The organism is [Actinomadura] parvosata subsp. kistnae (assembly GCF_900323885.1).
GTDB classification, from domain to species: Bacteria; Actinomycetota; Actinomycetes; order Streptosporangiales; family Streptosporangiaceae; genus Nonomuraea; species Nonomuraea composti.
In genome coordinates this window covers 4,098,271-4,124,571 of record NZ_OOHJ01000018.1, presented here as the reverse complement: position 1 = coordinate 4,124,571, position 26,301 = coordinate 4,098,271, and the positions used below count along the sequence as shown (strand labels likewise).

Genomic DNA, 26,301 nt, shown 5'->3' with positions numbered 1-26,301 from the left:
TCCGTCAGTCACGGACGCGGGCGGCCAGCTTGCGGTGCTCGGACGAGCGCAGCACCTCGGCCGCCCGCTCCGCCGACGCCACGGGCGCCTCGGTCAGCAGCCCCCTGGCCTGCTTGAGCGTGAGCAGCCGGGTGACCGACTGGTCGAGGCGCTCCTTGGAGATGCGGCCCGACTTCACCGCCGCCAGCACCGCGTCGTACGCCTTGGGCAGGTCGTTCGGCATGAGCAGCAGGTCGGCCCCGGCGAGCACGGCCCGCACCGCGATCTCCCCGTCGTTGTACTTCTTGCGCACGCCGGCCATGTTGAGCGCGTCGGTCGAGACGACGCCCTTGAACCCGAGCTTGTCCCGCAGCAGCCCCGTCAGGATGGGCTTGGACAGCGTCGCCGGATCGCCCGACGGGTCCAGCTTGGGGAAGACGAGGTGGGCGCTCATGACGACGTCCACCCCGGCGCCGATCGCGGCCTTGAACGGCGGCGCGTCGATGCGCTCCCACTCCGACCTGGAATGCCTGATCACCGGCAGCCCGGTGTGGCTGTCGACGGTGGTGTCGCCGTGCCCGGGGAAGTGCTTGGCGGCGGCGGCGATCTTCGCGTCGCCGAACCCCTTGACCGCCGCGGCCACCATCGTGGCCACCTTCTTCGGGTCGTCGCCGAACGCGCGGCGGCCGATGACGGGGTTGCGCGGGTTGACGTTCACGTCGGCGACGGGGGCGAAGTCGAGGTTAACGCCGAGCGCGCGCAGCTCCTCGCCGGTCGCCTTCGCCACCTCCCTCGACAGCGCGGTGTCCTTGGTCGCGCCGATCTCGGCCGCGCCGGGGAAGCTGGTCATGAGGGCGGACATCCTGGAGACCAGGCCGTTCTCCTGGTCGGTGCCGATCAGCAGCGGCACCTCCTTCGACGCCCGCTGCAGGCCGTTGGTCAGGCCGACGACCTGGCCGACGCTCTTGACGTTCTGCGGGAACAGGATCACGCCGCCCAGGTGGTACTTCTCGATCACCTTGGCCGGGGTCCGGGCGGCGTATCTCGCCTGGTTCTCGCCGGAGACCGTGTCGGCGGCGGTGCCGTACAGGACGGGCATGAACAGCTGGCCGACCTTCTCCTCGACGCTCAGCCCGGCCAGCACGCGCGCCACCGGGCTCTGCTGGGCGGGCGTCGTCGCCGGGGCCGCCGGCGTGGTCTGCGCGGGCGGGGCGGCCTTGCCTCCGGTCGGCTCCACCTCCGCCGAGCCGCCGCCACCGCCGCACGCGGTGAGCGCGATCACCAGGAGTCCTGTCGTACCGATCCGCCTCAGCATGACTCCAAAGGTATCCAGCCGACGACCCCTCCGTGGCCCGCTACAGCCCCAGCCGGTCGAGCCCGGGCAGGTGGGCGCGGGCCGCCGCCCGCGCGTCGGCCGCCGACGACGGGGCCCGTGCCGCCTCGGCCGCCGCCTCGCACTGCTCCATCGTGTGCGCGGCGAGCCCGGCGCGTACGGCGGCCAGCGCGGAGGGCGCCATCGACAACGTCGAGACCCCCATGCCGACCAGCACGCAGGCCAGCGCGGGATCGGCCGCGGCCTCGCCGCAGACCCCGCACGGTTTGCCGGCCCGCGCGGCGGCGACGGCGGTGGCGGCGATCAGGTCGAGCAGGGCGGGCTGCCACGGGTCGTGCATCGCGCTGACGGCGCCGAGCTGGCGGTCGGCGGCGAAGGAGTACTGGCTCAGGTCGTTGGTGCCGATCGAGACGAAGTCGACCACGGCGAGCAGGTCGGCGGCCCGCAGCGCGGCGGACGGGATCTCGATCATCACGCCGACGTCGGTCAGCCCCTTGTCGCGGCACTCCCTGGCGAACCAGGCGGCCTCCTCGGCCGTGGCCACCATCGGCGCCATCACCGACGCGCCGCCGGCCGCCGCGACGGCGCCGAGCTGCACGTCCATCACCTCGGGGTACCGCGCGAACCGGCGCAGGCCCCGCTCCCCGAGCGCCGGGTTCGGCTCGGTGGCCGCGGGCAGGAACGCCAGCGGCTTGTCCGCGCCGCCGTCCAGCGTGCGCACCACCACCCTGCCTCCGGGGAACGCCTCCAGCGCCGCCCGGTAGGCGTGCACCTGTTCCTCGGCGGAGGGCGGCTCGGGCCGGTCGAGGAAGAGGAACTCGGTGCGGTACAGGCCGATGCCCTCCGCCCCGGCGGCCACGGCGGCGTCGAGCTCGGCCGGGCCGCCCACGTTGGCCAGCAGCGGCACGGGATGCCCGTCGGCGGTGCCGCCCGGCCCCGTCCACGACGCGAGCGCCGCCTGCCGGGCGGTCGCGGCGCCGACCGCGTGCGCCACGTCGGACGCGGCCGGCTCCAGCCGCACCTCTCCCGAGGTGCCGTCCACCATCACCGGCACGCCCGCCGGGATGCGCGTGGCACCCGGGCAGGCCACGACGGCGGGCACGCCCATCGACCTGGCCATGATCGCGGTGTGGCTGGTGGGGCCGCCCTCCTCGGTGACGAACGCGACCACGTCGTCCCTGGACAGCAGCGCCGTGTCGGCGGGCGCGAGATCCCGGGCGACCAGCACGTACGGCTCCTCGGGCGCCACCGGCAGCCCCGGCATCGCCTGCCCGTTGAGCAGCGCGATCACCCGGTCCCTGATGTCGCCGAGGTCGGCGGCCCGCTCGCCCAGGTACCCGCCGGACCCCGTGAGCACGTCGCGGTACTTCGTGAACGCCTCGAAGACCGCCCTGGGGGCGGCCAGGCCGCGGTCGATCAGCGATCGCACCTTCACGACCAGCCCGGGGTCCTCGGCCATCAGCGCCTGGGCCTTGAGAATCTCCTCGGCCTCGCCGCCCGCCTGGTTGCCGCGGGCCTCCAGCTCGCCCGCGACCTGCGTGAGCGCGGCCATCGCGCGCTCCTTCTCCCGCTCCGCCTCACCGGTGTAGGTGGCGCCCTCGGGGGGTTCGGGCACGGAGACGGTCAGCACGTAAGAGGGGCCGTGCCCGATGCCCGGGCTGACCCCCACCCCCCGGAGGTTCATGGCGTACTGGCGATCTTCGCCAGCTCGTCGAGCACCTCGTCGGCGCCCTCACCCTCCGCGCTGATCACCACGGACTCGCCCTGACGGACGTCGAGCGCCATGATCGCGAGGATGCTCTTGCCGTTGACCGGACCACCGCCGTGGGTCTTCGCCACCGTGATGTCCATCGGGGCCAGCTTGGCCCGCTGGACGAACGTCGCCGCGGGACGGGCGTGCAGCCCTACCTCCGCCGCCACGGTGACCTTGCGCTCACCCATCTTGCTGCTCCTCCTTCTCGAGCCGGTCCAGACCGGCCGCACCTTCGTCTGTCATCGCGGTAAACACGGGCAACCCGTTCATTGTGCCGGGTGCGGCCCGTCTCGGGCGAACGGCCGCTATCCCCACCTGAAAAGCTCATCCCCGACGTGCACCGCCCCCTCAGCTACCCCCGTCAGCTCCTCCGAAAGCGCGTCGAGCGCCACGACGGGGCAGACGGGCGAGCGGCCGCCCGCCTCGATGGCCGACGGGTCCCACGCCACCACCGGCTGCCCGGCGCTCACCCTGTCGCCCTCAGCGGCCAGGAGCTGGAAGCCGGCCCCCTTGAGCTGGACCGTGTCGATGCCCAGGTGCACCAGCACGCCCTTGCCGTCGTCTCCCACGATGACGTACGCGTGCGGGTGCAGCTTCATTATCTTTCCCGCTATGGGGGCCACGGCCTTGCCTGGCCCCCTCAGCGGGTCGATCGCCGTTCCCGGCCCGACCATGCCCGCGGAGAACACCGGATCGGGCACGGCCGCCAACCCCACAGCCGTCCCCTCCATCGGGGCGAGAACAGTCGTCATGGTCTCGCCTTCAGCCGATGACATCCTCGATGTCGCTGGCGATCGTGTCCGCCTCCGGCCCGACGACGACCTGCACCACGTTGCCGGCGGCCATCACGCCGTGCGCGCCGGCCGCCTTGAGCGCCGCCTGGTTCACCTTCGAGGCGTCGCGCACCTCCGTACGCAGGCGGGTGATGCAGGGCTCTATCTCGATGATGTTGTCGGCGCCGCCCAGCGCGGCGATGATCGCGTTCACGTCCGCCGCCATCCGGTCCTCCCTAGGATTAGCACTCTGACCAGGCTAGATCAGTCGGTCTGGGTGACCTTGTTCAGGCCGCGCGGCGCGTCGGGGTCGATGCCGAGCCTGCGGGCCAGCGCCTCGGTGAGCAGCTGCCCGGGAACGATCAGGCCCATCGGGGCCAGCCACTCGGGCAGGTCGGGGCCGTTCAGCGCGGCCGTGCCCGCCTGCGCGAGCGCCGTGCCCCCGCCGATCGTGTACGCCGCCGCGCCCGCGGCCACCACCCGCTCGGCCAGCGCGATCGTCCCCTGGAGGGTGGGGCTGTGCTCGGCGGCCACCAGCAGCGCCGGCGTGTCGGCGTCCACCACGGCGATGGGGCCGTGCAGCAGGTCGGCGTACGACAGGCCCATGGCGTGCAGGTAGCAGGCCTCCTTGAGCTTGAGCGCGGTCTCCAGCGCGGTCGAGAACGCCAGGCCGCGCCCGGACACGACCACGCCCGGCTTGTCCGCGAGCCCTTCGACGACGGCCTCGATGTCGCCGGGCTCCGCGATCAGTTTCTCCACCGCGTCGGGCACCCGCCGCAGCTCGTCGGCGTCGACGTCGGCGCCCAGCCCGATCGCGAGCACGGCCAGCGCGGCGAGCTGCGTCGTGTACGTCTTCGTCGCCGGCACGGCCTTCTCCTCGCCCGCCACCGTGCACAGGGCCACGTCAGCCGCCTGCGCCAGCGGGCTGTCCGCGCCGCCGTTCGTGACGCCGACGGTACGTGCCCCGCAGTCCTTCGCCCAGGCCAGCGTCTCAACGATCTCCTCGGTGCGGCCCGACTGCGAGATGGCCACGGCCAGCACGCCGTCGAGGTCGAGCTTGCGCTTGTACGTGGTCGCGATCGACGGGGCGGCCAGCGCGGACAGGCGTCCGGCGTGCGATTCCACCAGGTAACGCCCGTACACTGCTGCGTTGTCGGAGGTGCCGCGCGCGATGAACAGCAACTGGCGGGTCCGCTCGCCCATGGCCTGGATCTCGCCGATCTTGGGGAGCAGGGAGTCGAGCGTGGCCCGCAGCGCGGTCGGTTGCTCGGCGATCTCGCTGCGCATCTTGGTGGTCATCTTCGGCTCATCCCTCGGGTCATTACGGTTCAGACTTGACCGTCTTTCGCGACATGTGGTCTAGTCCGGACTAGACCAGTACGAACCATAGCCCATGGCCCAGATAGAGACGAGGGGAGGATCCGTGGCGCACATCGATCCGGACAGCCCGGTGCCCAAGTACTTCCAGCTTCGCGAGATCCTGCTGGACCTCATCGACAGCGACGAGTTCGGCATCGGCGCGGCCATCCCGTCCGAGCGCGAGCTCTGCCAGCGCTTCGGCCTGTCCAGGATGACCGTGCGGCAGGCCGTCGACCACCTCGTGTCCGAAGGCCGGCTGCACCGGGTGCCCGGCAAGGGCACGTTCGTCGCCCGCCCGAAGATCGAGCTGGCGCTCCAGCTCACGTCGTTCACCGACGACATGCGGGCGCGCGGCATGATCCCCGGCTCCCGCGACCTCGACCGCCGCATCGTGCGGGCCAGCGCCCACCTGGCCAAGGAGCTGGGCATCCCGCCGGGCGAGGAGGTGCACTTCATCGAGCGCCTGCGCACCGCCGACGGCGAGCCGCTGTCCATCGAACGGGCCCACATCCCGGTCAAGCTCGCCCCCGACCTCGCCGACCACGACCTGTCCGACCGGTCCCTGTACGAGCTGCTGGAGCGGCGCTACGGGCTCGTCATGGACGCCGGGGAGCTGACCATCGACGGCGGCATCGCCGACCCGAGCGACGCCGACCTGCTGAAGCTGCCGCGCGGCGGGGCCGTGCTGCTGCTGCAGCGCCGGTCGTTCTCCGGCGGGGTCTGCGCGGAGCTGGGCGTGTCCACCTACCGCGCCGACCGCTACCAGCTGCGCACCAGTCTCGAAATGCCCTCCAGGCGCGGCTGAGGCCGCACCCCTGACGCCCCACCAGACCAGGCCGAGCCGTGTGTGGCGCCCCTCTATGACTCCGGCACTTCCACGCCTCGGAGGACCGCCCGGTGAATGAGCACGCGAACGAGCACGCGAACGAGCACGCGAATGAGCACGCTCCCGAACCCGCGCTTCCACAGGCGAACGAACCCGTGAACGAGACCTCTCCAGCCACCACCGCCCGGCCCTCGCCGTTCGCTCGCGTGATGACCGTGCTCCAGCGGCTCGGCCGCTCCCTCATGCTGCCCATCGCCGCCCTGCCCGCTGCCGCCCTGCTGCAACGCTTCGGCCAGCCCGACATGCTCGGCTCCAACGGCGCCGAGCCGGGCGGCCTGGCCGACGTCGCGGGGATGGCCTGGATGAACGAGGTCGCCCACGTGCTGGCCGCCGCCGGGGCGGCCCTGTTCGACAACCTGCCGCTGCTGTTCGCGGTCGGCGTCGCGATCGGCTTCGCCCGCAAGTCCGACGGCTCCACCGCGCTGGCCGCCGTGGTCGGCTACCTCGTCTTCGACCGCGTCACCAAGGCCATGTTCTTCGGCTCCGACATCAAGGACACCGTCGCCGTCAAGGTCGTCGAGCCCCACGGCATCAGGGAGATCGTCGACAACGGCATCCAGAACCCCACGAAGGTGCTCGGCGGCATCGTCATCGGCCTGGTCGCGGCGCTCCTGTGGCAGCGCTTCCACCGCATCAAGCTGCCGTCCTGGCTGGCCTTCTTCGGCGGCCGGCGCTTCGTGCCCATCATCACCAGCATCGTGGCCCTGCTCATGGGCGTGGTCTTCGGCTGGCTGTGGCCGGTGATCGGCGAGTGGATCCGCCACGCCGGCGAGGCCCTGGCCGCCATCGGCCCCGTCGGCACCGGCATCTACGGCCTGATCAACCGCCTGCTCATCCCGCTCGGCCTGCACCACTTCGTCAACTCCGTCGTCTGGTACGTGGTGCCGCAGTGCGACGTCGGCGGCCAGGTGCTCGGCGGGGACTGGAACTGCTACTTCGCCGGCGCCCCGCACTCCGGCCAGTTCATGGCCGGCTTCTTCCCCGTCATGATGTTCGCCCTGCCGGCCGCCGCCCTGGCCATGTGGCGGGCCGCCCCCGCGCACCGGCGCGCCACCGTGGGCGGCATCATGCTGTCGGCGGCGCTGGCCTCGTTCGTCACGGGCATCACGGAGCCGATCGAGTTCGCGTTCATCTTCGTGGCGCCGCTGCTGCTGGTCGTGCACGCGATCCTGACGGGCCTGGCGATGGCGCTGACCACGCTGATCGGCGGGCAGCTCGGCTTCGGCTTCTCCGCCGGCCTGCTCGACCTGCTCCTGAACGCCAGCAAGTCCAACACCGAGAACCTGCCCGGCATCCTGGCCCTGGGCCTGGTCTACGGCGTGATCTACTACGTCGTGTTCACGTTCCTGATCCGCCGGCTCGACATCATGACGCCAGGACGCGAACCCGAGCCCGATCTCGACTCAGGCGAGACCTAGGCGCGGGTTCCCGGCGAACGGGCCCAGGGTAGTAAGGGTGCGAACCCCCACGTAACCGCGCACGTGGGGGGTGACCGTGACCGTGCAGAACCAGGCCCCGCCGCCGTCCCGCCTGCCGTCGGCCCTGTCCGTGCTGCAACGCATCGGCCGCTCGCTCATGATGCCCATCGCGGTGCTGCCCGCCGCCGGGCTGCTCTACCGCTTCGGCCAGGACGACCTGCTCGGCGCCGACGGCCTCGGCGGGACGCTCCCCTGGCTCCTGCCCGTGGCCAACGTCATGGCGGCGGCGGGCGGCGCCCTGTTCGACAACCTGCCGCTGCTGTTCGCCGTCGGCGTCGCGATCGGCTTCGCCCGCAAGTCGGACGGCTCCACCGCGCTCGCGGCCCTGGTCGGCTACCTCGTCTTCGACCACGTCACCAAGATCCTCTTCTTCGACGCCGGGCACGGCGCCGTCCACGACAAGGTCACCGTGCTCCTCCAGCGCGGCGTCCCCGCCCTCGACCGGGGCGCCCCGAACCCGACCGGCGTCCTCGGCGGCATCCTCGTCGGCCTCACGGCCGCCCTCCTCTGGCAGCGCTTCCACCGCGTCAAACCGCCGTCCTGGCTGGCCTTCTTCGGCGGACGCCGCTCCGTCCCGATCATCACCGCCGTGGCCGCCCTGCTCCTCGGCGTGCTGTTCGGCCTCGCGTGGCGGCCGGTCGGCGACTGGCTCGCGCGGGCGGGCGACTGGCTCTCCGCCCACGGCACGGCCGGGACCGGCATCTACGGGGTGGCCAACCGGTTGCTCATCCCCATCGGCCTGCACCACGTGCTCAACACGATCGTCTGGTTCACCCTGCCCGAGTGCCACGCGGGCGTGAACGGCGCCACCCGGGACGCGGCCGGCGACCTCAACTGCTACTTCGCCGGCGAGCAAGGGGCCGGCATCTTCATGACGGGCTTTTTCCCCGTCATGATGTTCGGCCTGCTGGGGGCCGCGCTGGCGATGTGGCGGGCCGCCCCTCCCGAACGCAGGAAACCCGTCGGGGGCATCCTGCTCTCGGCCGGGCTGACGGCCTTCGTCACGGGCATCACGGAGCCGCTGGAGTTCGCGTTCATCTTCGTCGCGCCCGCCCTCTTCGCCGCCCACGCCCTGCTGACCGGCCTGTCCATGGCCCTGATGGCCGCGCTCGGCGCCCGGCTCGGCTTCACCTTCTCCGGCGGTGCCATCGACCTGCTCCTGAACGCCGGCAAGTCCAACACGCACGGCTTCGGCTGGATCATCGCGTTCGGACTGGCGTACCTGCTGCTCTACTACGCCCTGTTCGCCGTACTGATCCGCCGGCTCGACCTCCCGACCCCCGGCCGCGAGCCCTAAACCCTTCCCACCCCTGACCGAAACCCCTCCGGCCCGCTCGACATTCTCCACAAGAATGGATGATTTTCGCCGCCCGGCGCACAAGTCAGCGCCCTTTGTATTCCTGACCCGGGCCGAAAACTCCTTATATCAACTCTTTTTCCCACGCAGAGCATCGGAGGAGCCCATGTCCCCGGAGATCGGGATCGACGGCGCGCTGGCCCTGGCCCCCTTGACGTGGGGGCCGCCGGGCGCCCAACCGGACGAGCGCAAGCTGCGCCACCTGACCCAGGCCCTGGCAGAGGTGCTGGCCGGCCGCCGCCCGCCCCAGATCCTGGCGGACCGGTTCACCGACCGCGCCTACCAGGCCCTGGTCCGCGCGGGCCAAATGATACACGCCAGCAGGCCGCCGTTCACCGGGAGCGTCCATATGAAGCAGCCCCGGGACGGCGCCATAGAAATGTGCGCCCTCGTCCACTGCGGCGACCGCAACCACGTGCTCGCCCTCCGCCTGGAACGCCACGGCAGCCAATGGCTGTGCACCGAATTCGAAACGGCATAACGAACACCGAAATATCGGCCGCCGCCGCACCCTCTTTCGGCCTGTGACCACACTCGCCCGTGCAGGTGCCGTCCAGCTCGATGCCGCCGTGCGGCAGCACCCTCGAACCGCCGGCGACCTCGGTAACGAGCAGCGCCCGTGTCCACTCGATGCCCTCGAGTGGACACGGGCGCGTAGACCCGGCCTGGCTGCTAAGTCAGGCGGCGTTCTTCGGGTCGCCGTGGCAGCGCTTGTACTTCTTGCCCGACCCGCACGGGCACGGCGCGTTGCGCTCCACGTTGCCGTAGGCCGCCCGCTCGGCCTGCGTCGTGCGGACGCGGACGTGCTCGACCTCGCCCTGCTCGCCGGGCGCGGAGTACTCCAGCTCGGCCGGCCGCTCGGGCCCGCGCAGACCGCGGGCGATGATCGAGCGGGTCTCGGCGAGGACGGCGTCCTCCTCCTCGACGATCGGGTTCTCCTGCACCTCGACCTCGAGGTTGAACAGGAAGCCGACGGAGTCCTCCTTGATGCCTTCGAGCATCGCGGCGAACATCTCGAAGCCCTCGCGGGCGTACTCGATCTTGGGGTCCTTCTGCGCGTAGGCCCGCATGCCGATGCCTTCGCGCAGGTAGTCCATCTCGTAGAGGTGCTCGCGCCACTTGCGGTCGAGGACGGAGAGGATCACGCGGCGCTCCAGGTCGCGCATGGTCTCCGCGCCGAACTCCTCCTCGCGCCGGTCGTAGGCGGCCAGCGCGTCGGCCTTGATCTTCTCGCTGATGAGCTCGGCGGTCAGCTCCTCGCGGCTGCCGGCCTCCTCGATGAGGTCGTCGATCCGGACGGAGACCGGGTAGAGCTCGCCGAACGCCTTCCACAGCTTGTCGAGGTCCCACTCCTCGGCGAAGCCCTCGGCCGTGGCGCCCGCGACGTAGCCGTCGATGACCTCGCCGATGAAGCCGCGCACCTGCTCGTGCAGGTCGGCGCCCTCCAGGACGCGGTGGCGCTCGGCGTAGATGACCTTGCGCTGGCGGTCCATCACCTCGTCGTACTTCAGAACTTCCTTGCGGATCTCGAAGTTCTGCTGCTCGACCTGGTGCTGGGCCGAGGCGATGGCCTTGGAGACGATGCCGGACTCGATCGGCTGGTCGTCGGGGATCTGCAGCCTGGTCATGATCATCTCGACCCTGGCCGAGTTGAACAGGCGCATCAGGTCGTCGCCGAGCGACAGGTAGAAGCGCGACTCGCCGGGGTCGCCCTGACGGCCGGAACGACCGCGAAGCTGGTTGTCGATGCGGCGCGACTCGTGCCGCTCGGTGCCGAGGACGTAGAGGCCGCCCAGCTCGGTGACCTCGTCGTGCTCGGCCTTGACCGCCGCCCTGGCCTTCTCCAGCGCCTCGGGGTAGGCCTTCTCGTACTCCTCCGGCGTCTCGACCGGGTCGAGGCCGCGCTGGCGCAGCTCGAGGTCGGCGCGGAACTCGGAGTTGCCGCCGAGCATGATGTCGGTGCCGCGACCGGCCATGTTGGTGGCGACGGTGACGGCGCCCTTGCGGCCCGCCTCGGCGATGATCGACGCCTCACGCGCGTGGTTCTTCGCGTTCAGCACCTCGTGCGGGACGCCGCGCCGCTTGAGCGCCTTGGACAGCCGCTCCGACTTCTCCACCGACGTGGTGCCGACCAGCACCGGCTGGCCGCGCTCGTAGCGCTCCTTGATGTCCTCGACGACCGCGTCGAACTTGGCGTCCTCGGTCTTGTAGACGACGTCCGGCTGGTCCTTGCGGATCATTGGGCGGTTCGTCGGGATCGGGACGACGCCCAGCTTGTACGTCTGGTGGAACTCGTTCGCCTCGGTGGCCGCCGTGCCGGTCATGCCGGCCAGCTTGCTGTAGAGACGGAAGTAGTTTTGCAGCGTGACCGTGGCGAGAGTCTGGTTCTCGTCCTTGATCTTCACGCCCTCTTTGGCCTCGATGGCCTGGTGCATGCCCTCGTTGTAGCGGCGGCCGTGCAGGATGCGGCCGGTGAACTCGTCGACGATCAGGACCTCGCCGTCGGCGACGATGTAGTCCTTGTCCTTCTTGAACAGCTCCTTGGCCTTGAGCGCGTTGTTCAGGAAGCCGACGAGGTGGGTGTGCTCCGGCTTGTAGAGGTTGTCGATGCCGAGCCAGTCCTCGACCTTCTCGACGCCCGACTCCAGGATGCCGACCGTGCGCTTCTTCTCGTCGACGATGTAGTCGCCGGTGCTCTCCTCGCCCGGGTTCTTCGCCTCGACGCCCCTGCGCAGACGGGGGACGATCTTGGCGAACTCGGTGTACCACTTGCCCGACTGCTCGCCGGGGCCGGAGATGATCAGCGGCGTCCGGGCCTCGTCGATGAGGATCGAGTCGACCTCGTCGACGATCGCGTAGAAGTGCCCGCGCTGCACGCACTCGTCGAGCGACCACGCCATGTTGTCGCGCAGGTAGTCGAAGCCGAACTCGTTGTTCGTGCCGTACGTGATGTCGGCTTCGTACTGCTTGCGGCGCTCGTCGGGCGCCTGGCCGGAGACGATGCAGCCGACCTCGAGGCCGAGGAAGCGGTGCACGCGGCCCATGGTCTCGGCGTCGCGCTTGGCCAGGTAGTCGTTGACCGTGACGACGTGCACGCCCTTGCCGGCGATCGCGTTGAGGTAGGACGGCAGCGTACAGGTCAGCGTCTTGCCCTCACCGGTCTTCATCTCGGAGATGTTGCCCATGTGAAGGTTCGCGCCGCCCATGATCTGCACGTCGTAGGGCCGCTGGCCGAGCACGCGGCGGGCCGCCTCGCGCACGGTCGCGAACGCTTCGGGAAGCAGATCGTCAAGGCTTTCGCCATCGGCATGGCGCTGCTTGAACTCGTCCGTCAGCGCACGCAACTCCGCGTCGGACAGGCTCGTGAAGTCGTCCTCGATGGAGTTGACCTGGTCTGCGATCCGCTTGAGCTTGCGCAGGATCTTGCCTTCGCCGGCACGTAGGATCTTGTCGAGAATGGCTGCCACTTTATGTAAAGCTCCTCGCAGGTCTACCCCGGCGGCGCCGCCAGGAGGAGAGGCCGAGACAAACTTCCCCGTTAGCCATCGTAGGCGGTTCCGCAACCAGACACAGCCACCGTGACGACGAGGGCGCAGAACCCGTCTGGGAGAATGGGGACAAGGCAGAGGGTATGCCGGTGGAGAGCCGGCTCGCACCAATAGCGGGATATCCGGCAAAGGAAGGATTTGTCATGGTTGAGGGGAAGAAGTCGGAGCATACGGAGAATCTCGGCAGCCACGGCGGGCGCGCGTCCTCCTGGCTCGCGGTGACGGTGATGCTCGTGGGCACCGTCGTGGCCGGCTTCGGCCTGACGGCCGCCAACTGGACACTCGTCTGGATCGGCGCCGGTCTGTTCGTCGTCGGCGGCATCCTCGCCCTCGTCTTCGACATCTTCACCGACGTCGTGATCGACGCACCGCGGGTGGGCATGCGCGCCGAGGATCACCGCTAGCACACGCTTCTTACGGCGGGCGCCCCTCTCCCGGGCCGCCCGCCGTTTCCATGCCCACCCCCTCGCGCCTCGCGCCACGCCCGGTTCGCGCACCTCGCGGGACGCGCTCCGCGGCTCCGCACCCTTCGTGCCTCGCCGCATCCTGCACGCGCTCTCGCAGCTCCCACCCGTGCCTCACGCCGCCGCGCCGCCCTCTTCGCGCCTCGCCGCCCTTCGCCTCGCATCCGCACGCGCCCTCGCCCCGTTCGTGCACCTCACGGGATGCGCACCGCGGCTCCGCACCCTTCGCGCCTCGCGCCAGGCCCTTCGCGCCGCGCCACCGCGCACCTCGCCACCGCGCGCCTCGCCACGCCTGCACCTGGTCGCATCCTGCGCGCGCTCTCGCAGCTCCCACCCGTCCCTCACGCCGCGCTCTTCGCGACTCGACTCGCCGCCCTCCGCCTCGCATCCTTCGCGCGCGTCCTCGCCCAGGTCACTGGCACCCGGCGCGCGTGCACCTCGCTCCGGGTCTCCCTTCGCGCCCCTCCGCCTCGGCCCGCGCCTCGCGCTCTCACCGCCCGCATCCCCGCATCGCGCCACGCGCCGCCTCTTCGCGACTCGCCGCCCTTCGCCTCAAATCCTTCGCGCCCTCGCCCCGTTCGTGCACCTCGCGGGATGCGCACCGCGGCTCCGCACCCTTCGCACCTCGCACCAGGCCCTTCGCGCCGCGCCACCGCGCCTCGCCACCGCGCGCCTCGCCACCGCGCGCCTCGCCACCGCGCGCCTCGCCACCGCGTGCTTCGCCATTCACGCCCGGGCCCCCTTCCCCGCGCCCGGACGCTGCTCGTTCGTGCCCCGCCCCTTCGTGCTCTGGTGCCGGTCGCCCCCATTCGCGCGATGGCACCTCTCTCCGGCACCGTTCGCGACCTCATGCCTCGGGCCCGTGCCTCACGCTCTCGCCCTTCCAGCCGCACCTCGCATGGCCCGGCACCGCCCAACCACCCCCGGGTGTGAGGGGGGCGGGGGTGGGTGGGGGCGAATTTGTCGGTGCTCGTCGCTAGATTGCTCGCATGCATCGCCATATGGAGGCGCGGGCATGATCGGTGTGACCGAGTTGTCCGCCGATGAAGCCCGCCGGATCATCCTGCGTGCCCAGGGTCTCATCGGCGCCGACGCGCGTAAGGGCGGAGTGCATGCCATGCTCCGCAGGCTGGGCGCCGTGCAGCTCGACACGATCTCGGTCCTGGCCCGCTCGCACGAGCTGGTCGCCTACGCCCGGCTGGGCGCGGTGGGCCGGTCGAAGGTCGAGCGCGCCTACTGGCACGACCCGGCCCAGAGCTTCGAGTACTGGTGTCACGCCGCCTGCATCCTGCCCATCGAGCACTGGCCGCTCTACTCGTTCCGCCGCCGGGCTTACCGGGAGCGGAAGTTCCGCTGGCACGAGGTGCCCGACAACGTGGAGAAGCTGCTCGACCAGGTCCGGGAGTCGGGCCCGCTGACGACGTCCGACGTGGGCGGCGCCAAGAACGGCGGCCCGTGGTGGGACTGGTCCGACTCCAAGATCGGCCTGGAGTGGCTGCTCGACATCGGTGAGCTGGTGTGCAGCCGCCGCGTCGGCTGGCGCCGCGTCTACGACCTGGCCGAGCGGGTGGTCCCCGCCGACCTCCTGGCCGAGGACCTGTCCGACGAGGAGTGCATCGTCCGTCTGGCCGCCATCGCCGGGCGCTCCCTGGGCGTGGCCAACCGCACCGACCTGCTCGACTTCCTCCGCCTCAGAGGCCGGCACGCCGCGATCCTCGACGAGGTCCTGCTCAGCGGCGCGGCGGGCCTGGTGCCCGTGACCGTCGCCGGCTGGCCGGGCAAGAAGGGCCAGGGCAACGCCTGGGCCGACCCCGCCGGTCTGGAGTCCGAGCCGCGCGGCCGCCACCGCACCACGCTCGTGTCACCGTTCGACTCCCTGATCTGGCACCGGGAGCGCACGAAGCGCGTGTTCGGCTTCACCTACACGCTCGAGCTCTACGTCCCCAAGCACAAGCGGGTGCACGGCTACTTCACGATGCCGGTGCTGGCGGGCGGGCGCCTGATCGGCCGCGTGGACCCGGCCCGCGAGGGCTCCACGCTGGTGGCCAGGCAGGTCCACCTGGAGCCCGGCCTGTCCCCCGCCAAGTGGGCCGACGCCCTGAGCGAGGCTCTGTGGTCGGCGGCCGAGTGGGTGGGCTGCGACACCGTCCGCGTCGAACGCACCGACCCCCCGGAGCTGCTCCCCATCCTGAACGGCACCTGAGCCCCCTCAGAGTGGCCGAGTCACGTCACGCGACCGAGCCACTTCACGTGGCCGAGCCACCTCACGTGGCCGAGTCACCTCACGTGCTCGTGCCCGGCCCGAGCCTCACACGCGCCGGCTCGGGCCGGGCGCACACCTGGCCGGGGTCGCACGCACGCGCTTGGCGAGGGCCGCACGCCGTCGGTTGTGGGCGGCCCGGGCACGGGTACGGGGCGGTCCTTGCGCACGAGGTACGGTGCGTGCTGCGCGACATGCTCGAAGGCAGCGGGCTCGCAAGACGCCTTACTCGCGAGGCAGCGGGTTCGGAAGGCGGCGGCCTAAGCTCGACACTCGCACGGCCGAGCCGGAGACTTGCGCGGCAGTAGGGCGCCGGTAAGCCTTGGAGAAGGCGCAGGAGTCTGGGCGGGGGCTCGCCACACCTGGCGCAGGGCCGTGTCCCGTGTCGTACACGCAAACAGGCAGCCGGGGTGATGCGCAGACACGCCTGGAGTAGACACAGGCGCCTGGGCAGGGGGATGACGTGCGCGCACCACCATGATCGAGCGCGCCTGCGACCACCTCAAAGGCGCGCATCCACGACGCTGGGGTCCGCTTTGAGGGGGCGCGGGAGCGCGTGGCGGATCAGGTGATCTCGAGCATGCGCTCCCGCACCGCGTAAACCACGGCCTCCATCCGCGAGTGCAGCTGTAGCTTGTCGAGGATGTTGCGGACGTGGTTCTTCACGGTGTTCTCGGAGATGAAGAGCTGTTTGGCGATCTCCCGGTTGTTCATGCCCTTGGCGACGAGCCGCAGCACCTCCATCTCCCGGTCGGTCAGCCGGGGGACGGGAAGCTGGGGCGGGCGTTCGGCCTCCTTGCGGCTCATGTTGGCGAACTCGCTGATGAGCTTGGCCGCCATCGCCGGGTTGATTAACGACTGGCCTTCGTGCACGCCGCGCACCGCGGCGGGGACGTCGTTGATCTGGACGTCCTTGAGCAGGTAGCCGGTGGCTCCTGCCTTGATGGCCTCGAAGAGGTCCTCTTCTTCGTCGCTGACCGTCAGCATGATGATGCGGGTGCTCGGGACGGAGGCCTTGATGCCCTTCGTCGCCTCGATCCCGTCCTGCCGGGGCATGCGTACGTCCATGAGGGCGACGTCAGGCATGAGGCGATCGGCCAGTTCGACCGCCTCCTGCCCGTCGCTCGCCTCACCGACCACCTCGATGTCGGGCTCGGCAGCCAGCGCCAACGCCAGGCTCCGCCGGATCAGCTCGTGATCGTCGACGATCAGCACGCGGATCGGCTCGCTCGCCTGAGCGCGGGCCTCGCCAGACTCGGTCACGAAGCCTCCTTGACGGACCTCGTGACGACCAGCCTCATGACGATCGGCTTCGCGCCTGCCATTGCCTCGCTTCGCTCGCTCATCCCTACCTGACTGAGCTCGCTCACGTCTCCTCCTCGTCGGGGGGCCAGAGCCGTTGCACCGCCATGATGGCACGTACCCGCGGTTCTCGGGTGGTCGAGAAGATCTTTTAGCGCGCGATCAGGGCTCTACGAGCCGCAACACGCCGTAGTTGTAGCCGCGTCTGTTGTAGACGACGCACGGCTGGCCGCTCTCCTTGTCACGGAACAGGTAGAAGTCGTGTCCGACCAGCTCCATTTCGAGCAGGGCCTGGTCGATGGTCATCGGCTCGGCTCTGTGGAACTTCTCGCGGACGATGAGCGGGCCGTCGCCGTCCATCTCGATCGGGACGATGTCGTCGTAGAGCTGGTCGCTCTTCTGCTGCAGCTCGTCTTCGTCGGGTTCGGCCTGCTTGGGGACGTCGGGCTGGGTACGGGGCGCCAGATCGGTGGCGGCGGGAAGCGTCGCGGTGATCTCCGCCACCGAGGGCGGGCAGTGGTTGCCGTGGTGGACCTTGCGCCGGTCGGCCAGTCGCCTGAGGCGGCCTTCCAGCTTGTCGAGGGCTAGATCGAGGGCTGCGAATCGGTCGTCGGCCGAGGCCTCGGCGCGGATGGCCGGCCCTCGGGAGTGAATGGTGAGCTCGACGCGCTCGCGCTGATCGGCGAGGCGCGGATTACGCTCCTTAGACACCTCCACATCGACTCGGATGAGTTTGTTGTCCAGACGTTCGATCCTGGCCAGCTTGGTCGTCACGTGGTCTCGGAACCGATCACTGACTCCTGTGTGCCGGCCCTTGACGATGATGTCCATGCAACAGCCCCCCTTCGGTCTAACGACTGAGCAAGAGCGCCCGACGACGTGCACGTCGGACGGGGTCTTCTGTCTGCCTTCCCGTCACCGTTACCCTCTTCCGACGCTGCGTCACCGGGAACTCGGAAGGCACCCGCCCGGCCGACCTGGTCTTCGACCCCACATCCGCCTGCTGAGGGTTTCGCAGCTCTGTTGCCACTACTGCCCTTCTCTCCTGACGGGGGACATCTGGACCCCCGGGAAGGCAGGACTTACCCCTAAGCCGCACCGTGATCGGTCGACAAAGAGTCGCCTTACGTGGACCGTTTTGCCTGCGGCTGGCATCGGCTAGCAGAGCCGGGACCCCCGACTCTGCGCAACCACGGACCCGAACGGGTGCCATGTAGGAACGCTATCCGCATCCAGCACGAATGTCAGCCTGACCCTCGGCCAGTGGATCACCCTGCGTGACCTTGACCAGTCGGGAAAGCGCCTTCCGATGCCCTGTTTAACCGATCGGCAACCCTTATGCCTACGGGTCTCCGGTCCGCTGAGCAGGCCCGGTGCCGGTCTAGGGGAAGTGACATGTGACCTCCGGGTTAGGCTCCCGATTTGGATCTTTCTTTACCGAACGTGACCATGAGAATTCAAGATCTTCGGCGTGTCGCGCCCACGGTCACGGCCAGCGGCACGGCGATCCCCGCAGCTCGGAGGGCTCGGGCGGCCTCGCTGAGGGTGGCGCCGGTCGTCACGATGTCGTCCAGGAGCAGCGCAAGCGGCGCTGGCGGGCCTTTTGCGAGGGGCAGGACCTGGAGTGACCCTCCGAGGTTGACGGCTCTCTCAGAGCGACTCAGGCCCGCCTGGTCGGCCACCCTCCGGACCTGCCCCAGCCCCGCCCACGCCTCGGCGCCCCACCCGAGCGCCCGCAGCCGCCCCGCCACCAGCACCGCCAGCCTCCCGACGGGATCATGGCCTCTGCCCCGCACGCTCGCCCGCGCGCTCGGCACCGGCACGACGGCGAACCGGCCGCCCGCCCACTCTCCCGCCTGGCCCAGCGCCACCAGCAGCGTGCGCGTCACCGCCTCGGCCAGCACCCCGGCCAGGGCCACCGCGCCACGCTCCTTGTACGCCACGATCATCCGGCGCACCGCCCCCTCGTACGGCGCCGCCGCCCAGCACGCGGGCAGCCCGGGCGGCCGCGGCACCGGGCCGCGCTCGGCGGGCGCGGCGGTGAGGGCGCCGAAGCACCTCGGGCAGCACGACGCGCCCGCGGCGCCACAGCCCGCGCAGGCGGAGGGAAGGAGCAGGTCCAGTACGGCGTTCAGCACGCGCCCAGCATGCCGGTCGCCACCGACAGTTTCGCCCCGCTGACTCTAAGCAAGCACGCACGAAAGAACGCACGCACAAAAGAACGAACGAACGAACGAGCGGCGTGACGGGTCACCCCAACGGGAACAAGGGGGTGCCCGCGTCGCTGTCGATCTTGGCGGTCCACGTCTGCTGGTCCTGGTTGAGGACCATCAACTTGTTCCCGTTGTCCGTGGCCACCTCGGCCAGCACCTGGTCCTTGAACGCCGCCACCGACTGCAGCCGGTCCTTCAGCGGCACCCCGGTGGTCTCCCCGTCGCCCACGTTGATCTCGTTGAGCGTCTGCCCGGCGGTGCCCTCCACCAGGACGAGCAGGTGCTCGTCGTCGCGCCATGCGATGTCGCGGATCTCGTTGCCGGTGTCGGTGGTGGTGAGGAACTGGAGGTTGCCGAGCTTGGTGCCGGCGCCCTCGCCGGTGAGGGCGCCGATCTGGACGGTCTCCTCGCCGGTGGTGACGGCCACGCGCACGCCGTCCCTGGCGATCCGGAACTGGTTGACGTCTAGTTTGTCCAGCTCTTCCGGGACTTCGACGGGCTCCACGCGGTTCCTGCTCGGGTCGTACTTCAGCAGGACGCCGTTCTTGCCGTCGTAGGTCCATAGGGACCCGTCGCGGTTCCAGGTGGGCGGCGTGAGGTCGTCGCCCCTGATGACCTCCTGCCAGACCCCTTCGGGAGCGATCCCGGCGACGGAGATGCCGGTGGAGGTGCGGGCGGCGATGAGCGGGTTGGGGCCGGCGGAGACGGCGAAGTGGTCGTAGCCGTCGCGTTGCTCGCCGGCCGCGCCCGCGACGGCGCCGCCCCGGCCCTCCTTGGTCAGGTAGTGGACGGCGCCCTTGCTGACGTAGTAGGCGCTGTCGCCGACGTCGTCGTCGAGCCACCGGTCGTCGGAGTCGGGCAGATCGGTGGTGTACGTCTCGCCGTCCACGACGATCTCGATGGTGCGGCCCTTGGCGATCTCGTTCGTGCTGAGGCTGTTCCTGATCTGGCCGGTGAGGGTCGTGGTGGCGGTCAGGTCGAGGCTGCTGAGCGGCCCCGAGAGGTTGATGATCACGCGGTCCTCGCCGGACCTGATCGACTCGATCTTGGTGCCGGCGGGGAAGCTGGAGGTGACCGCGCCGCGCAGGGCCTCGGTCGGCGGCTGGAGCAGGCGTTCGAGCACGGTCTGCGCGAACGTCTCGGTGGTCTTGAGCCGCAGGCGGACGCGGTCGACGACGAGCCGGTCCTGGGTGCTGCGGTTGACGTAGTAGAGGTTCGTCGGCCGGTACGCGCGCGCGACGTCGGACTCGGTGAGCAGCAGCCCCTGGGGCAGGTTGCTGACGCGGTAGCCCTCGGGCATCTTGACCAGCTCGAAGGGGCGCTCCCACGGCCCGGCCGTCGGCTTGTACGAGTCGTCCTCGTTGATGAGGGCCACGTAGTGCCCCTTGAGCGAGACCTTCACGGTCGTCTCGGACTCCCGCGGCGGCGGCACCGCGACCTCGTACGCGTCCTGGATCACCGTGACCGGCCCGGCGGCCGTCCACTTGGCGCGCGCCTCGGGCGTCAGGTATCCGGCCAGGACGGACGGGTCGTCGGCGTAGGCGGCCATGGCGGCCTGGAGCCCCCTGATGGTGTCCTCGGGGCCCCAGCCGGGCTGCGGCGCGATGGCGATCATGCGCTGGAACGGCTTGTTGAGCGGGTCGCCGCCGCCCTGGTTGTCGTTGACGGTGTACGGCCCGGTCACCTGGATGACGCTGCACCCGGAGCCGGCCAGGACCGTCGCGGCCACGACGGCGAGCACGACGCCGAGCCGCCTCCTACGTCTGGTCCTCGTCGTGGTCGGGCCCATCCCGAGCAGCCGGCTAGTCCTCGTCATGGTCGGCCCCGTCGGCGGAGGCGGGCAGCAGCACGGGCGTCATGGCGGTCCGCCAGGTGCGGCGCATCTCGATCTCGGGCGGCACCAGCGACAGCGGCGAGCCCTTCAGGTCGACGCCGGCGTTGCGCGGCAGCGTGAGCCTGAACTGGGAGCCTTCGCCGGGCTGCCCCCACGCCTGGAGCCAGCCGCCGTGCAGGGCGGCGTCCTCGCGGGAGATGGCCAGGCCGAGGCCGGTGCCGCCGATGGTGCGCGCCCGGGACGGGTCGGCCCGCCAGAAGCGGTCGAAGACCATGGTGTCCTCGCCGGGCTTGAGCCCGATGCCGTGGTCGCGGACGGCGACGGCCACGGCGTCGCGGTCGGCGCCGACGGTGACCACGATGTCGCGGCCCTCCCCGTGCTCGATGGCGTTGAACAGCAGGTTGCGCAGGATCCGCTCGACCCGCCGGTTGTCGATCTCGGCCATGCACGGCTCGTTGGGCAGGCGCAGCTCGAAGCGGGTGGAGTGCCGCTCGGCCAGCGCCTCGGAGTCGCCGATGGCGCGCAGCACGACGTCGCGGATGTCGACGGGCTCCAGGTCGAGCGTGGCGGCGCCGGCGTCGTAGCGGCTGATCTCCAGCAGGTCGGCCAGCATCGACTCGAACCGTTCGAGCTGGGCCTGCATGAGCTCGGCCGATCGGGCGGCCATCGGCTCGAAGTCCTCGCGGGCGTCGTACAGCAGGTCGGCGGCCATGCGGACGGTGGTGAGCGGCGTGCGCAGCTCGTGGGAGACGTCGGAGACGAACTGCCGCTGCACCTGGGAGAGCTCCTCAAGCTGGTGGATCTTGAGTGCGAGGTTGGCGGCCATCTCGTTGAACGAGTTCGCCAGCCGGGCGAGGTCGTCCTCGCCGCGTACCTTGAGCCGCTCGTCGAGCTTGCCGGAGGCGAGGCGCTCGGCGGCCTGGCGGGCCAGCCGGACGGGGGTGACGACCTGCCGGGCGACCAGGTACGCGATCGCGGCCAGCAGCAGCACGAGCCCGAGGCCGACGACGACGATGGCCAGCCGGACGTTGGACAGCAGCTCCTCTTCGTCGTCGAAGGGGAAGAAGTGGTACACCTCGTACGTGCGGCCGTTGGTGGTCAGGTGCACGATGCCGCCGACCACGTACGTCAGCCTGGGCTGGCTCTCGCCACGGAACCTGATCGCCTGGATGGTGCCGCTGACGTCGTCGAACTTGTACGCGTCGATGTTGCGTTTGAGCGTCAGCCGCAGCGACTGCGGCACGTTGTCGGCCACGACGCTGCCCGAGGCCCGCGACTGGCCGGGGGTGGTGCGGTTGAGCACCAGCACCTCGTAGCGCTTCTCGGAGCCGTTCTCGCCGGAGCCGGTGACGGTGTCCATGACCTCGTCGAGCGCGTTGCCCGAGCCCTGCTTGCCGCCGTCGGCCTGCTTGGCGGGGTCGTCGGTCTCGGGGGCCAGCGCGTCGGCGATCTGCAGCCGGTCGGCGAACGCCTCGCTGGCGGCCGAGCGCTGGCTGCTCTCCACGACCGACTTGTTGATCTGCTGGAACAGGAACGTGCCGAGCACCACGACGACGATCACGGAGATCACCAGCGTGCTGGTGACCACCTGGAGCTGGAGCGAGCGCCGCCAGACGCTGCGAGTGCGGCCGGCGGCACGGCGAAGCCGCCGGCGGACGCCGCCGAGAATCTGGCGGAGCGTCCGTCTGCGGGTTCTCTTCTTCTTCGTCGGGGGCACGGCCGGGTGGGGCGAGGGTTAGGCGGGACCGGCTTTGTAGCCCACGCCGCGCACGGTCACGACGATCTCGGGGTGCTCGGGGTCCTTCTCGATCTTGGCGCGGAGCCGCTGCACGTGCACGTTGACCAGCCGGGTGTCGGCCGCGTGCCGGTAGCCCCACACCTGCTCCAGCAGGACTTCGCGGGTGAACACCTGGCGCGGCTTGCGGGCCAGCGCCACCAGCAGGTCGAACTCGAGCGGCGTGAGGTTGATCGTCTCCTCGCCGCGCTTGACCGAGTGGCCGGCCACGTCGATGGTGATGTCACCGATCTGCAGGATCTCGGGGGTGGGCTCGTCGGTACGGCGCAGCCGCGCCCGCACCCTGGCCACCAGCTCCTTCGGCTTGAACGGCTTGACGATGTAGTCGTCGGCGCCCGACTCCAGACCGAGCACGACGTCGATCGTGTCGCTCTTGGCGGTGAGCATGACGATGGGACCCCCCGACTCCGCCCTGATCCTGCGCGCGACGTCGATGCCGTCGGCCCCCGGCAGCATCAGGTCGAGCAGCACCAGGTCCGGGCGTGTATCCCGGAACGCGTCGAGGGCCTTGTCGCCGTCGGAGACAAATGACGGCTCGAAGCCTTCCCCTCGCAGCACGATCCCCAGCATCTCGGCGAGAGCGGCGTCGTCGTCGACGACCAGCACGCGACCTTTCATGGCCCCTCATTCGTTCTACGCATTGTGGGACATACCCGCACGATCGCTGAAGGTTACCCTTGGTTGCCCCATGAGTGTGACCTGAGCCCTGCAAAAGGCGAATTTTAGGTCCGCCCCCGCGACCGCAATCTCAGTCTGCGGTAACGGAGCGACTTTCGGCCATCCCCGGACGCGAACCTTGCCCGGATTCCTCCGTGAATGCGGGCAAGATGATGCGGCGAATCCTCTCTGTGACACCAATGCCCCGCCCACCGTGCCAGGATTGGGATATGTCAGACGGTCACGGTCCCACGCCCGAGACGCCATCAGGCTGGTCGGCCGAGCAGCCCCCGCCCTACAGCGCCCCGCCGGCCTCCCCGTGGACCGCGCCCGGCGCGCAACAGCAGGTGCCTTACGGCCAGCCGTACGGGCAGCAACCACCCCCGCCGCCCCAGCCCCAGCAGGCGCCTTACGGACCCGGGCCACAAACACCATATCCGCCCTATCAACAGCAACAGCCCGGATATGGCCATATGCCGCCGCCCGCGCTGCGCCCCGGCATCATCCCGCTGCGCCCGCTGGGCCTCGGCGACATTCTCGACGGCACGATCAAGCTGATCCGCAGCAACCCGAAGGCCGTGCTCGGCCTGTCGGCCGTGGCCGCCCTGCTCGCCTCCGTGCCGGTGGCCATCGGGCAGGCGTTCCTCCTCGACGCCCTGCCCAGCCCGCTCGACGACCCCGAGACCATCGCCGCCGCCGAGAGCGAGCTCTACAGCGTCTCCGGCATCCTCGGCCAGTACGCCCCCACGATCATCTCCTCCGCGATCTCGTTCGTCGTCGTCACGCTGCTGACCGGCGTGCTGACCCGCATACTCGGCCGGGCCGTCTTCGGCGGCAACATCAGCGCCGGCGAGGCGTGGCAGCTCGTCAAGGGGCGGGTCCCCGCGCTGTTCGGGGTGGTGGGCATGATGGCCGCCATCATGATCGTGCCGCTGGTCGTCTTCGTGCTGCTCCTGGTGGCGATCGCCATGAACGCCTCCGGCCCCGAGTCCGGCCTCTGGCTGCTCGGGCTGACGCTGGTGTTCATCGTCGTCTACCTCGCCTACTACCTGTTCTTCAGGACGCGCTTCGCGTTCGCCTCGCCGGCCGTGGTCCTCGAGGGGCGCGGCCCGGTCGACGCGATGCGCCGCTCGTGGCACCTGGTGAGCGGCGACTTCTGGCGGGTGTTCGGCATCCTGCTGCTCACCTCCGTCCTCGTCGGCCTCGTCGCGGGCCTGCTGACGCTGCCGTTCACGCTGGCGGGCACGATGTTCGGGATGTTCGGGGCGGGCGCGGCCACGCCCATCGTCTCGGCCGTGCTGATCGCGATCGGCGGCACGCTCGGGTCGATGTTCACCTACCCGTTCGAGGCGGGCGTCTCCGGCCTCCTGTACGCCGACCGCCGCATGCGCAGCGAGGCGTTCGACCTCGTGCTGCAGACGGCGGCCATCGAGCAGCAGCGCCAGGGCTGGGTGCACGCCTCCGCCGACGAGCTGTGGCACCCGTCGAACTCCGCCAGGTCGTGAGCCCGATCGACCGTGAGGAGGCCGCGCGCAAGGCAGCGGAAGAGCTCCTCAAACCCGAGTACGCGAAGGAAGCGCTGTTCGACCGGATCTACCGGTACATCGAGCAGTTCCTCGGCGACCTCATCGACGTGGCCACCGGCGGCGGCTCGGCGGGCGGCGTCATCGCGGCCATCGTAATCACGCTGATCCTCGTCGGGATCATCGCGCTGATCGTGTGGCGGCTGCGCAAGACGGCCCGCAGGAACGCGGCGGCGCCCGGCGGGCTGTTCGGCGCGCGGGCGCTCAGCGCGGCCGAGCACCGGCAGGCGGCCGAGCGGCTGGCCCAGGAGGGCCGCTGGACCCAGGCCGTCCAGGAGCGGCTCCGCGCCATCGCCCGCGACCTTGAGGAACGCGCGCTGGTGGACGGCATGCCCGGACGCACCGCCGACGAGCTCGCCGCCGAGGCGGCCGGAGCGCTGCCCGCGTTCGCCCAGGAACTCGCGGCCGCCGCCCGCTCGTTCGACGACGTGACCTACGGCGGTGTGGAAGGGACGCGGGAGGCGTACGAGACGATGACCGGCCTCGACGAGCGCCTGCGCCAGGCCCGCCCGGTGCCGCTCGCGACCGCGGCGGGCGAGGGCCGCGCATGAGCGTCGCCGCCCCCCAGTCGCCGCCCGGGCAGTCCTACCCGACCTCCCCCACCGCCCGCTCCGCCTGGCGCTCCAGCCGGATGATCGTGCTCCTGGGCGGGCTCGTCGTGCTCATCGCCGTCCTGGGCGTGCTGCTCGGCCCCGCGCCGGCACCCGCCCGCTACCTCGACCCCGACGACACCTCGCTGTCCGGCTCCAAAGCGCTGGCCGAGCTGCTGCGCGACCGCGGCGTCACCGTCGACCGGGTCGACTCCGTCGAGGCCGCCGCCGCCAAGGCCGCCACGGGCAACCGGCTGCTGCTGGTCACCGACACCACCTACGTCGACGAGCTCGCCCTGGCCAGGATCCCCGGCGACCGCGTGATCGTCGGCGGCGTCCTGGGCCTGGAGGCGCTCGCCCCCGGCGTCCGCACCGAGCCCGAACAAGCCAGGACGCGCTCGCGCGAGCCCGAGTGCGCGCTGCCCGCCGCCACCGCCGCCGGCAGCGCCTACCTGGGCGGCCTCTCGCTGCGCGGCCCGTCGGGCGCCACCGCCTGCTACCCGGCCGGCGACGGGCACACGCTGGTCAGCTTCCCGTACGCGAGCGGCGTCATCACCGTCGTCGGCGACGGCGGCTTCATGACGAACCAGCGCCTGGCCGAGGACGGCAACGCCGCGCTCGCCCTCAACCTCATCGGCACCGGCAAGCCCGTCACCTGGCTCGTCCGCCCCGCCACGCCGCCCCCGCTCGACCTGCCGGGCGAGCGCGGAAAGTCGATGTACGACCTGATGCCCGGCAACATCCGCTGGGCCGTCTACATGGCGATCATCGCCGTGATCGTCACCGCGTTCTGGCGCGGCCGGCGGCTCGGCCCCGTCGTGACCGAGAAGCTGCCGGTCATCGTCAGGGCCTCCGAGACCGTCGAAGGGCGCGGCCGGCTCTACCGGGCCAGGCGCGCCAGGGAACGCGCGGCCGACGCGCTGCGCGCCGGCACGATCGACCGGCTCACCCCCAGGCTGGGGCTGGCGTCCGGCGCGGGCCGCCACGAGATCGTCGCGGCGCTCGCCGCCCGTACCGGACAGGACGCGCAGCAGGTCGGCGCCGCGCTCTACGGCCCGCCACCGGCGGACGACGCGGGGCTCGTCGGGCTGGCCGGATATCTGGACTTCATGGAGAGGCAGATCAGTGAACTCTGAT

At 70.7% G+C, this 26,301-nt stretch carries 22 protein-coding genes; 9 read left to right on the top strand and 13 right to left on the bottom strand.

Features of this window, described 5'->3' with window-relative positions; genetic code table 11:
• Positions 1 to 4 precede the first annotated feature (4 nt).
• The 6 genes from KIS93_RS39600 to KIS93_RS39575 form a co-directional block, all read right to left on the bottom strand.
• Positions 5 to 1,294 (bottom strand): glycoside hydrolase family 3 protein, encoded by a 1,290-nt coding sequence (locus KIS93_RS39600; RefSeq protein ID WP_080042844.1) that lies wholly within the window; start codon positions 1,292 to 1,294, stop codon positions 5 to 7.
• A 40-nt stretch (positions 1,295 to 1,334) separates the two neighbouring features.
• A complete protein-coding gene (ptsP, locus tag KIS93_RS39595) occupies positions 1,335 to 2,996 on the bottom strand; it encodes a phosphoenolpyruvate--protein phosphotransferase (protein ID WP_080042845.1) in 1,662 nt (553 codons plus the stop codon).
• Entirely contained in the window at positions 2,993 to 3,253 is a 261-nt protein-coding gene (locus KIS93_RS39590; RefSeq protein ID WP_080042846.1) for an HPr family phosphocarrier protein, read from the bottom strand. Before KIS93_RS39590 ends, ptsP begins: the two co-directional genes overlap by 4 nt.
• A gap of 117 nt (positions 3,254 to 3,370) precedes the next feature.
• Positions 3,371 to 3,817 carry a PTS sugar transporter subunit IIA gene (locus KIS93_RS39585; RefSeq protein WP_080042847.1) on the bottom strand — a complete coding sequence of 149 codons (447 nt, stop codon included), beginning with the start codon at positions 3,815 to 3,817 and terminating at the stop codon, positions 3,371 to 3,373.
• Between the two features lie 10 nt (positions 3,818 to 3,827).
• Complete coding sequence (locus tag KIS93_RS39580; RefSeq protein ID WP_080042848.1) at positions 3,828 to 4,064, bottom strand: PTS sugar transporter subunit IIB; 237 nt, start codon at positions 4,062 to 4,064, stop codon at positions 3,828 to 3,830.
• 38 nt (positions 4,065 to 4,102) lie between these two features.
• Positions 4,103 to 5,137, bottom strand: coding sequence for an SIS domain-containing protein (locus KIS93_RS39575; protein WP_080042849.1), 1,035 nt, complete (start codon positions 5,135 to 5,137; stop codon positions 4,103 to 4,105).
• A gap of 124 nt (positions 5,138 to 5,261) precedes the next feature.
• Between KIS93_RS39575 and KIS93_RS39570 the strand changes: the two genes are divergently transcribed.
• From KIS93_RS39570 to KIS93_RS39555, 4 genes are all read left to right on the top strand, one after another.
• The gene (locus KIS93_RS39570) at positions 5,262 to 6,002 is read left to right on the top strand and encodes a GntR family transcriptional regulator (RefSeq protein WP_230465576.1); all 741 of its coding nucleotides are present in this window, start codon (positions 5,262 to 5,264) and stop codon (positions 6,000 to 6,002) included.
• A 230-nt stretch (positions 6,003 to 6,232) separates the two neighbouring features.
• Positions 6,233 to 7,501 (top strand): PTS transporter subunit EIIC, encoded by a 1,269-nt coding sequence (locus KIS93_RS39565; protein ID WP_168013218.1) that lies wholly within the window; start codon positions 6,233 to 6,235, stop codon positions 7,499 to 7,501.
• Between the two features lie 76 nt (positions 7,502 to 7,577).
• Positions 7,578 to 8,858 carry a PTS transporter subunit EIIC gene (locus tag KIS93_RS39560; protein WP_230465577.1) on the top strand — a complete coding sequence of 427 codons (1,281 nt, stop codon included), beginning with the start codon at positions 7,578 to 7,580 and terminating at the stop codon, positions 8,856 to 8,858.
• A 166-nt stretch (positions 8,859 to 9,024) separates the two neighbouring features.
• The gene (locus KIS93_RS39555) at positions 9,025 to 9,399 is read left to right on the top strand and encodes an Rv3235 family protein (RefSeq protein WP_080042851.1); all 375 of its coding nucleotides are present in this window, start codon (positions 9,025 to 9,027) and stop codon (positions 9,397 to 9,399) included.
• A gap of 196 nt (positions 9,400 to 9,595) precedes the next feature.
• On the opposite strand, the gene secA is transcribed toward KIS93_RS39555, so the two are convergent.
• Complete coding sequence (gene secA, locus KIS93_RS39550) at positions 9,596 to 12,385, bottom strand: preprotein translocase subunit SecA (RefSeq protein WP_080042852.1); 2,790 nt, start codon at positions 12,383 to 12,385, stop codon at positions 9,596 to 9,598.
• Positions 12,386 to 12,609: 224 nt separating this feature from the next.
• On the opposite strand from secA, the gene KIS93_RS39545 reads away from it, so the two are divergent.
• Both KIS93_RS39545 and KIS93_RS39540 read left to right on the top strand, forming a co-directional pair.
• Positions 12,610 to 12,870, top strand: coding sequence for an HGxxPAAW family protein (locus KIS93_RS39545; RefSeq protein ID WP_080042853.1), 261 nt, complete (start codon positions 12,610 to 12,612; stop codon positions 12,868 to 12,870).
• Positions 12,871 to 13,945: 1,075 nt separating this feature from the next.
• Positions 13,946 to 15,133, top strand: coding sequence for a winged helix-turn-helix domain-containing protein (locus KIS93_RS39540; RefSeq protein ID WP_080042854.1), 1,188 nt, complete (start codon positions 13,946 to 13,948; stop codon positions 15,131 to 15,133).
• A 621-nt stretch (positions 15,134 to 15,754) separates the two neighbouring features.
• On the opposite strand, the gene KIS93_RS39535 is transcribed toward KIS93_RS39540, so the two are convergent.
• The 6 genes from KIS93_RS39535 to mtrA all read right to left on the bottom strand — a co-directional run bounded on the left by KIS93_RS39535 (position 15,755) and on the right by mtrA (position 22,952).
• A complete protein-coding gene (locus KIS93_RS39535; RefSeq protein WP_043620599.1) occupies positions 15,755 to 16,453 on the bottom strand; it encodes a response regulator in 699 nt (232 codons plus the stop codon).
• Positions 16,454 to 16,654: 201 nt separating this feature from the next.
• A complete protein-coding gene (hpf, locus tag KIS93_RS39530) occupies positions 16,655 to 17,323 on the bottom strand; it encodes a ribosome hibernation-promoting factor, HPF/YfiA family (RefSeq protein WP_080042855.1) in 669 nt (222 codons plus the stop codon).
• A 626-nt stretch (positions 17,324 to 17,949) separates the two neighbouring features.
• On the bottom strand, positions 17,950 to 18,630 hold the full coding sequence (locus KIS93_RS39525; protein ID WP_155128538.1) for a ComF family protein: 681 nt from the start codon (positions 18,628 to 18,630) through the stop codon (positions 17,950 to 17,952).
• Between the two features lie 112 nt (positions 18,631 to 18,742).
• The gene (locus tag KIS93_RS39520) at positions 18,743 to 20,521 is read right to left on the bottom strand and encodes an LpqB family beta-propeller domain-containing protein (RefSeq protein ID WP_080042858.1); all 1,779 of its coding nucleotides are present in this window, start codon (positions 20,519 to 20,521) and stop codon (positions 18,743 to 18,745) included.
• On the bottom strand, positions 20,508 to 22,256 hold the full coding sequence (gene mtrB / locus KIS93_RS39515; protein WP_080042859.1) for an MtrAB system histidine kinase MtrB: 1,749 nt from the start codon (positions 22,254 to 22,256) through the stop codon (positions 20,508 to 20,510). The genes KIS93_RS39520 and mtrB overlap by 14 nt, the downstream gene beginning before the upstream one ends.
• Before the next feature lie 18 nt (positions 22,257 to 22,274).
• Positions 22,275 to 22,952: an MtrAB system response regulator MtrA gene (gene mtrA / locus KIS93_RS39510; protein WP_186404658.1), complete on the bottom strand. Its 678-nt coding sequence runs from the start codon at positions 22,950 to 22,952 to the stop codon at positions 22,275 to 22,277.
• 512 nt (positions 22,953 to 23,464) lie between these two features.
• Between mtrA and KIS93_RS39505 the strand changes: the two genes are divergently transcribed.
• From KIS93_RS39505 to KIS93_RS39495, 3 genes are read left to right on the top strand one after another with little or no spacing between them, the layout of a single operon-like run.
• Complete coding sequence (locus KIS93_RS39505; RefSeq protein WP_230465578.1) at positions 23,465 to 24,496, top strand: DUF7847 domain-containing protein; 1,032 nt, start codon at positions 23,465 to 23,467, stop codon at positions 24,494 to 24,496.
• Entirely contained in the window at positions 24,493 to 25,125 is a 633-nt protein-coding gene (locus tag KIS93_RS39500; protein ID WP_080047248.1) for a DUF4129 domain-containing protein, read from the top strand. The genes KIS93_RS39505 and KIS93_RS39500 overlap by 4 nt, the downstream gene beginning before the upstream one ends.
• Complete coding sequence (locus KIS93_RS39495) at positions 25,122 to 26,300, top strand: DUF4350 domain-containing protein (RefSeq protein WP_080042861.1); 1,179 nt, start codon at positions 25,122 to 25,124, stop codon at positions 26,298 to 26,300. Before KIS93_RS39500 ends, KIS93_RS39495 begins: the two co-directional genes overlap by 4 nt.
• Position 26,301: the final 1 nt, after the last annotated feature.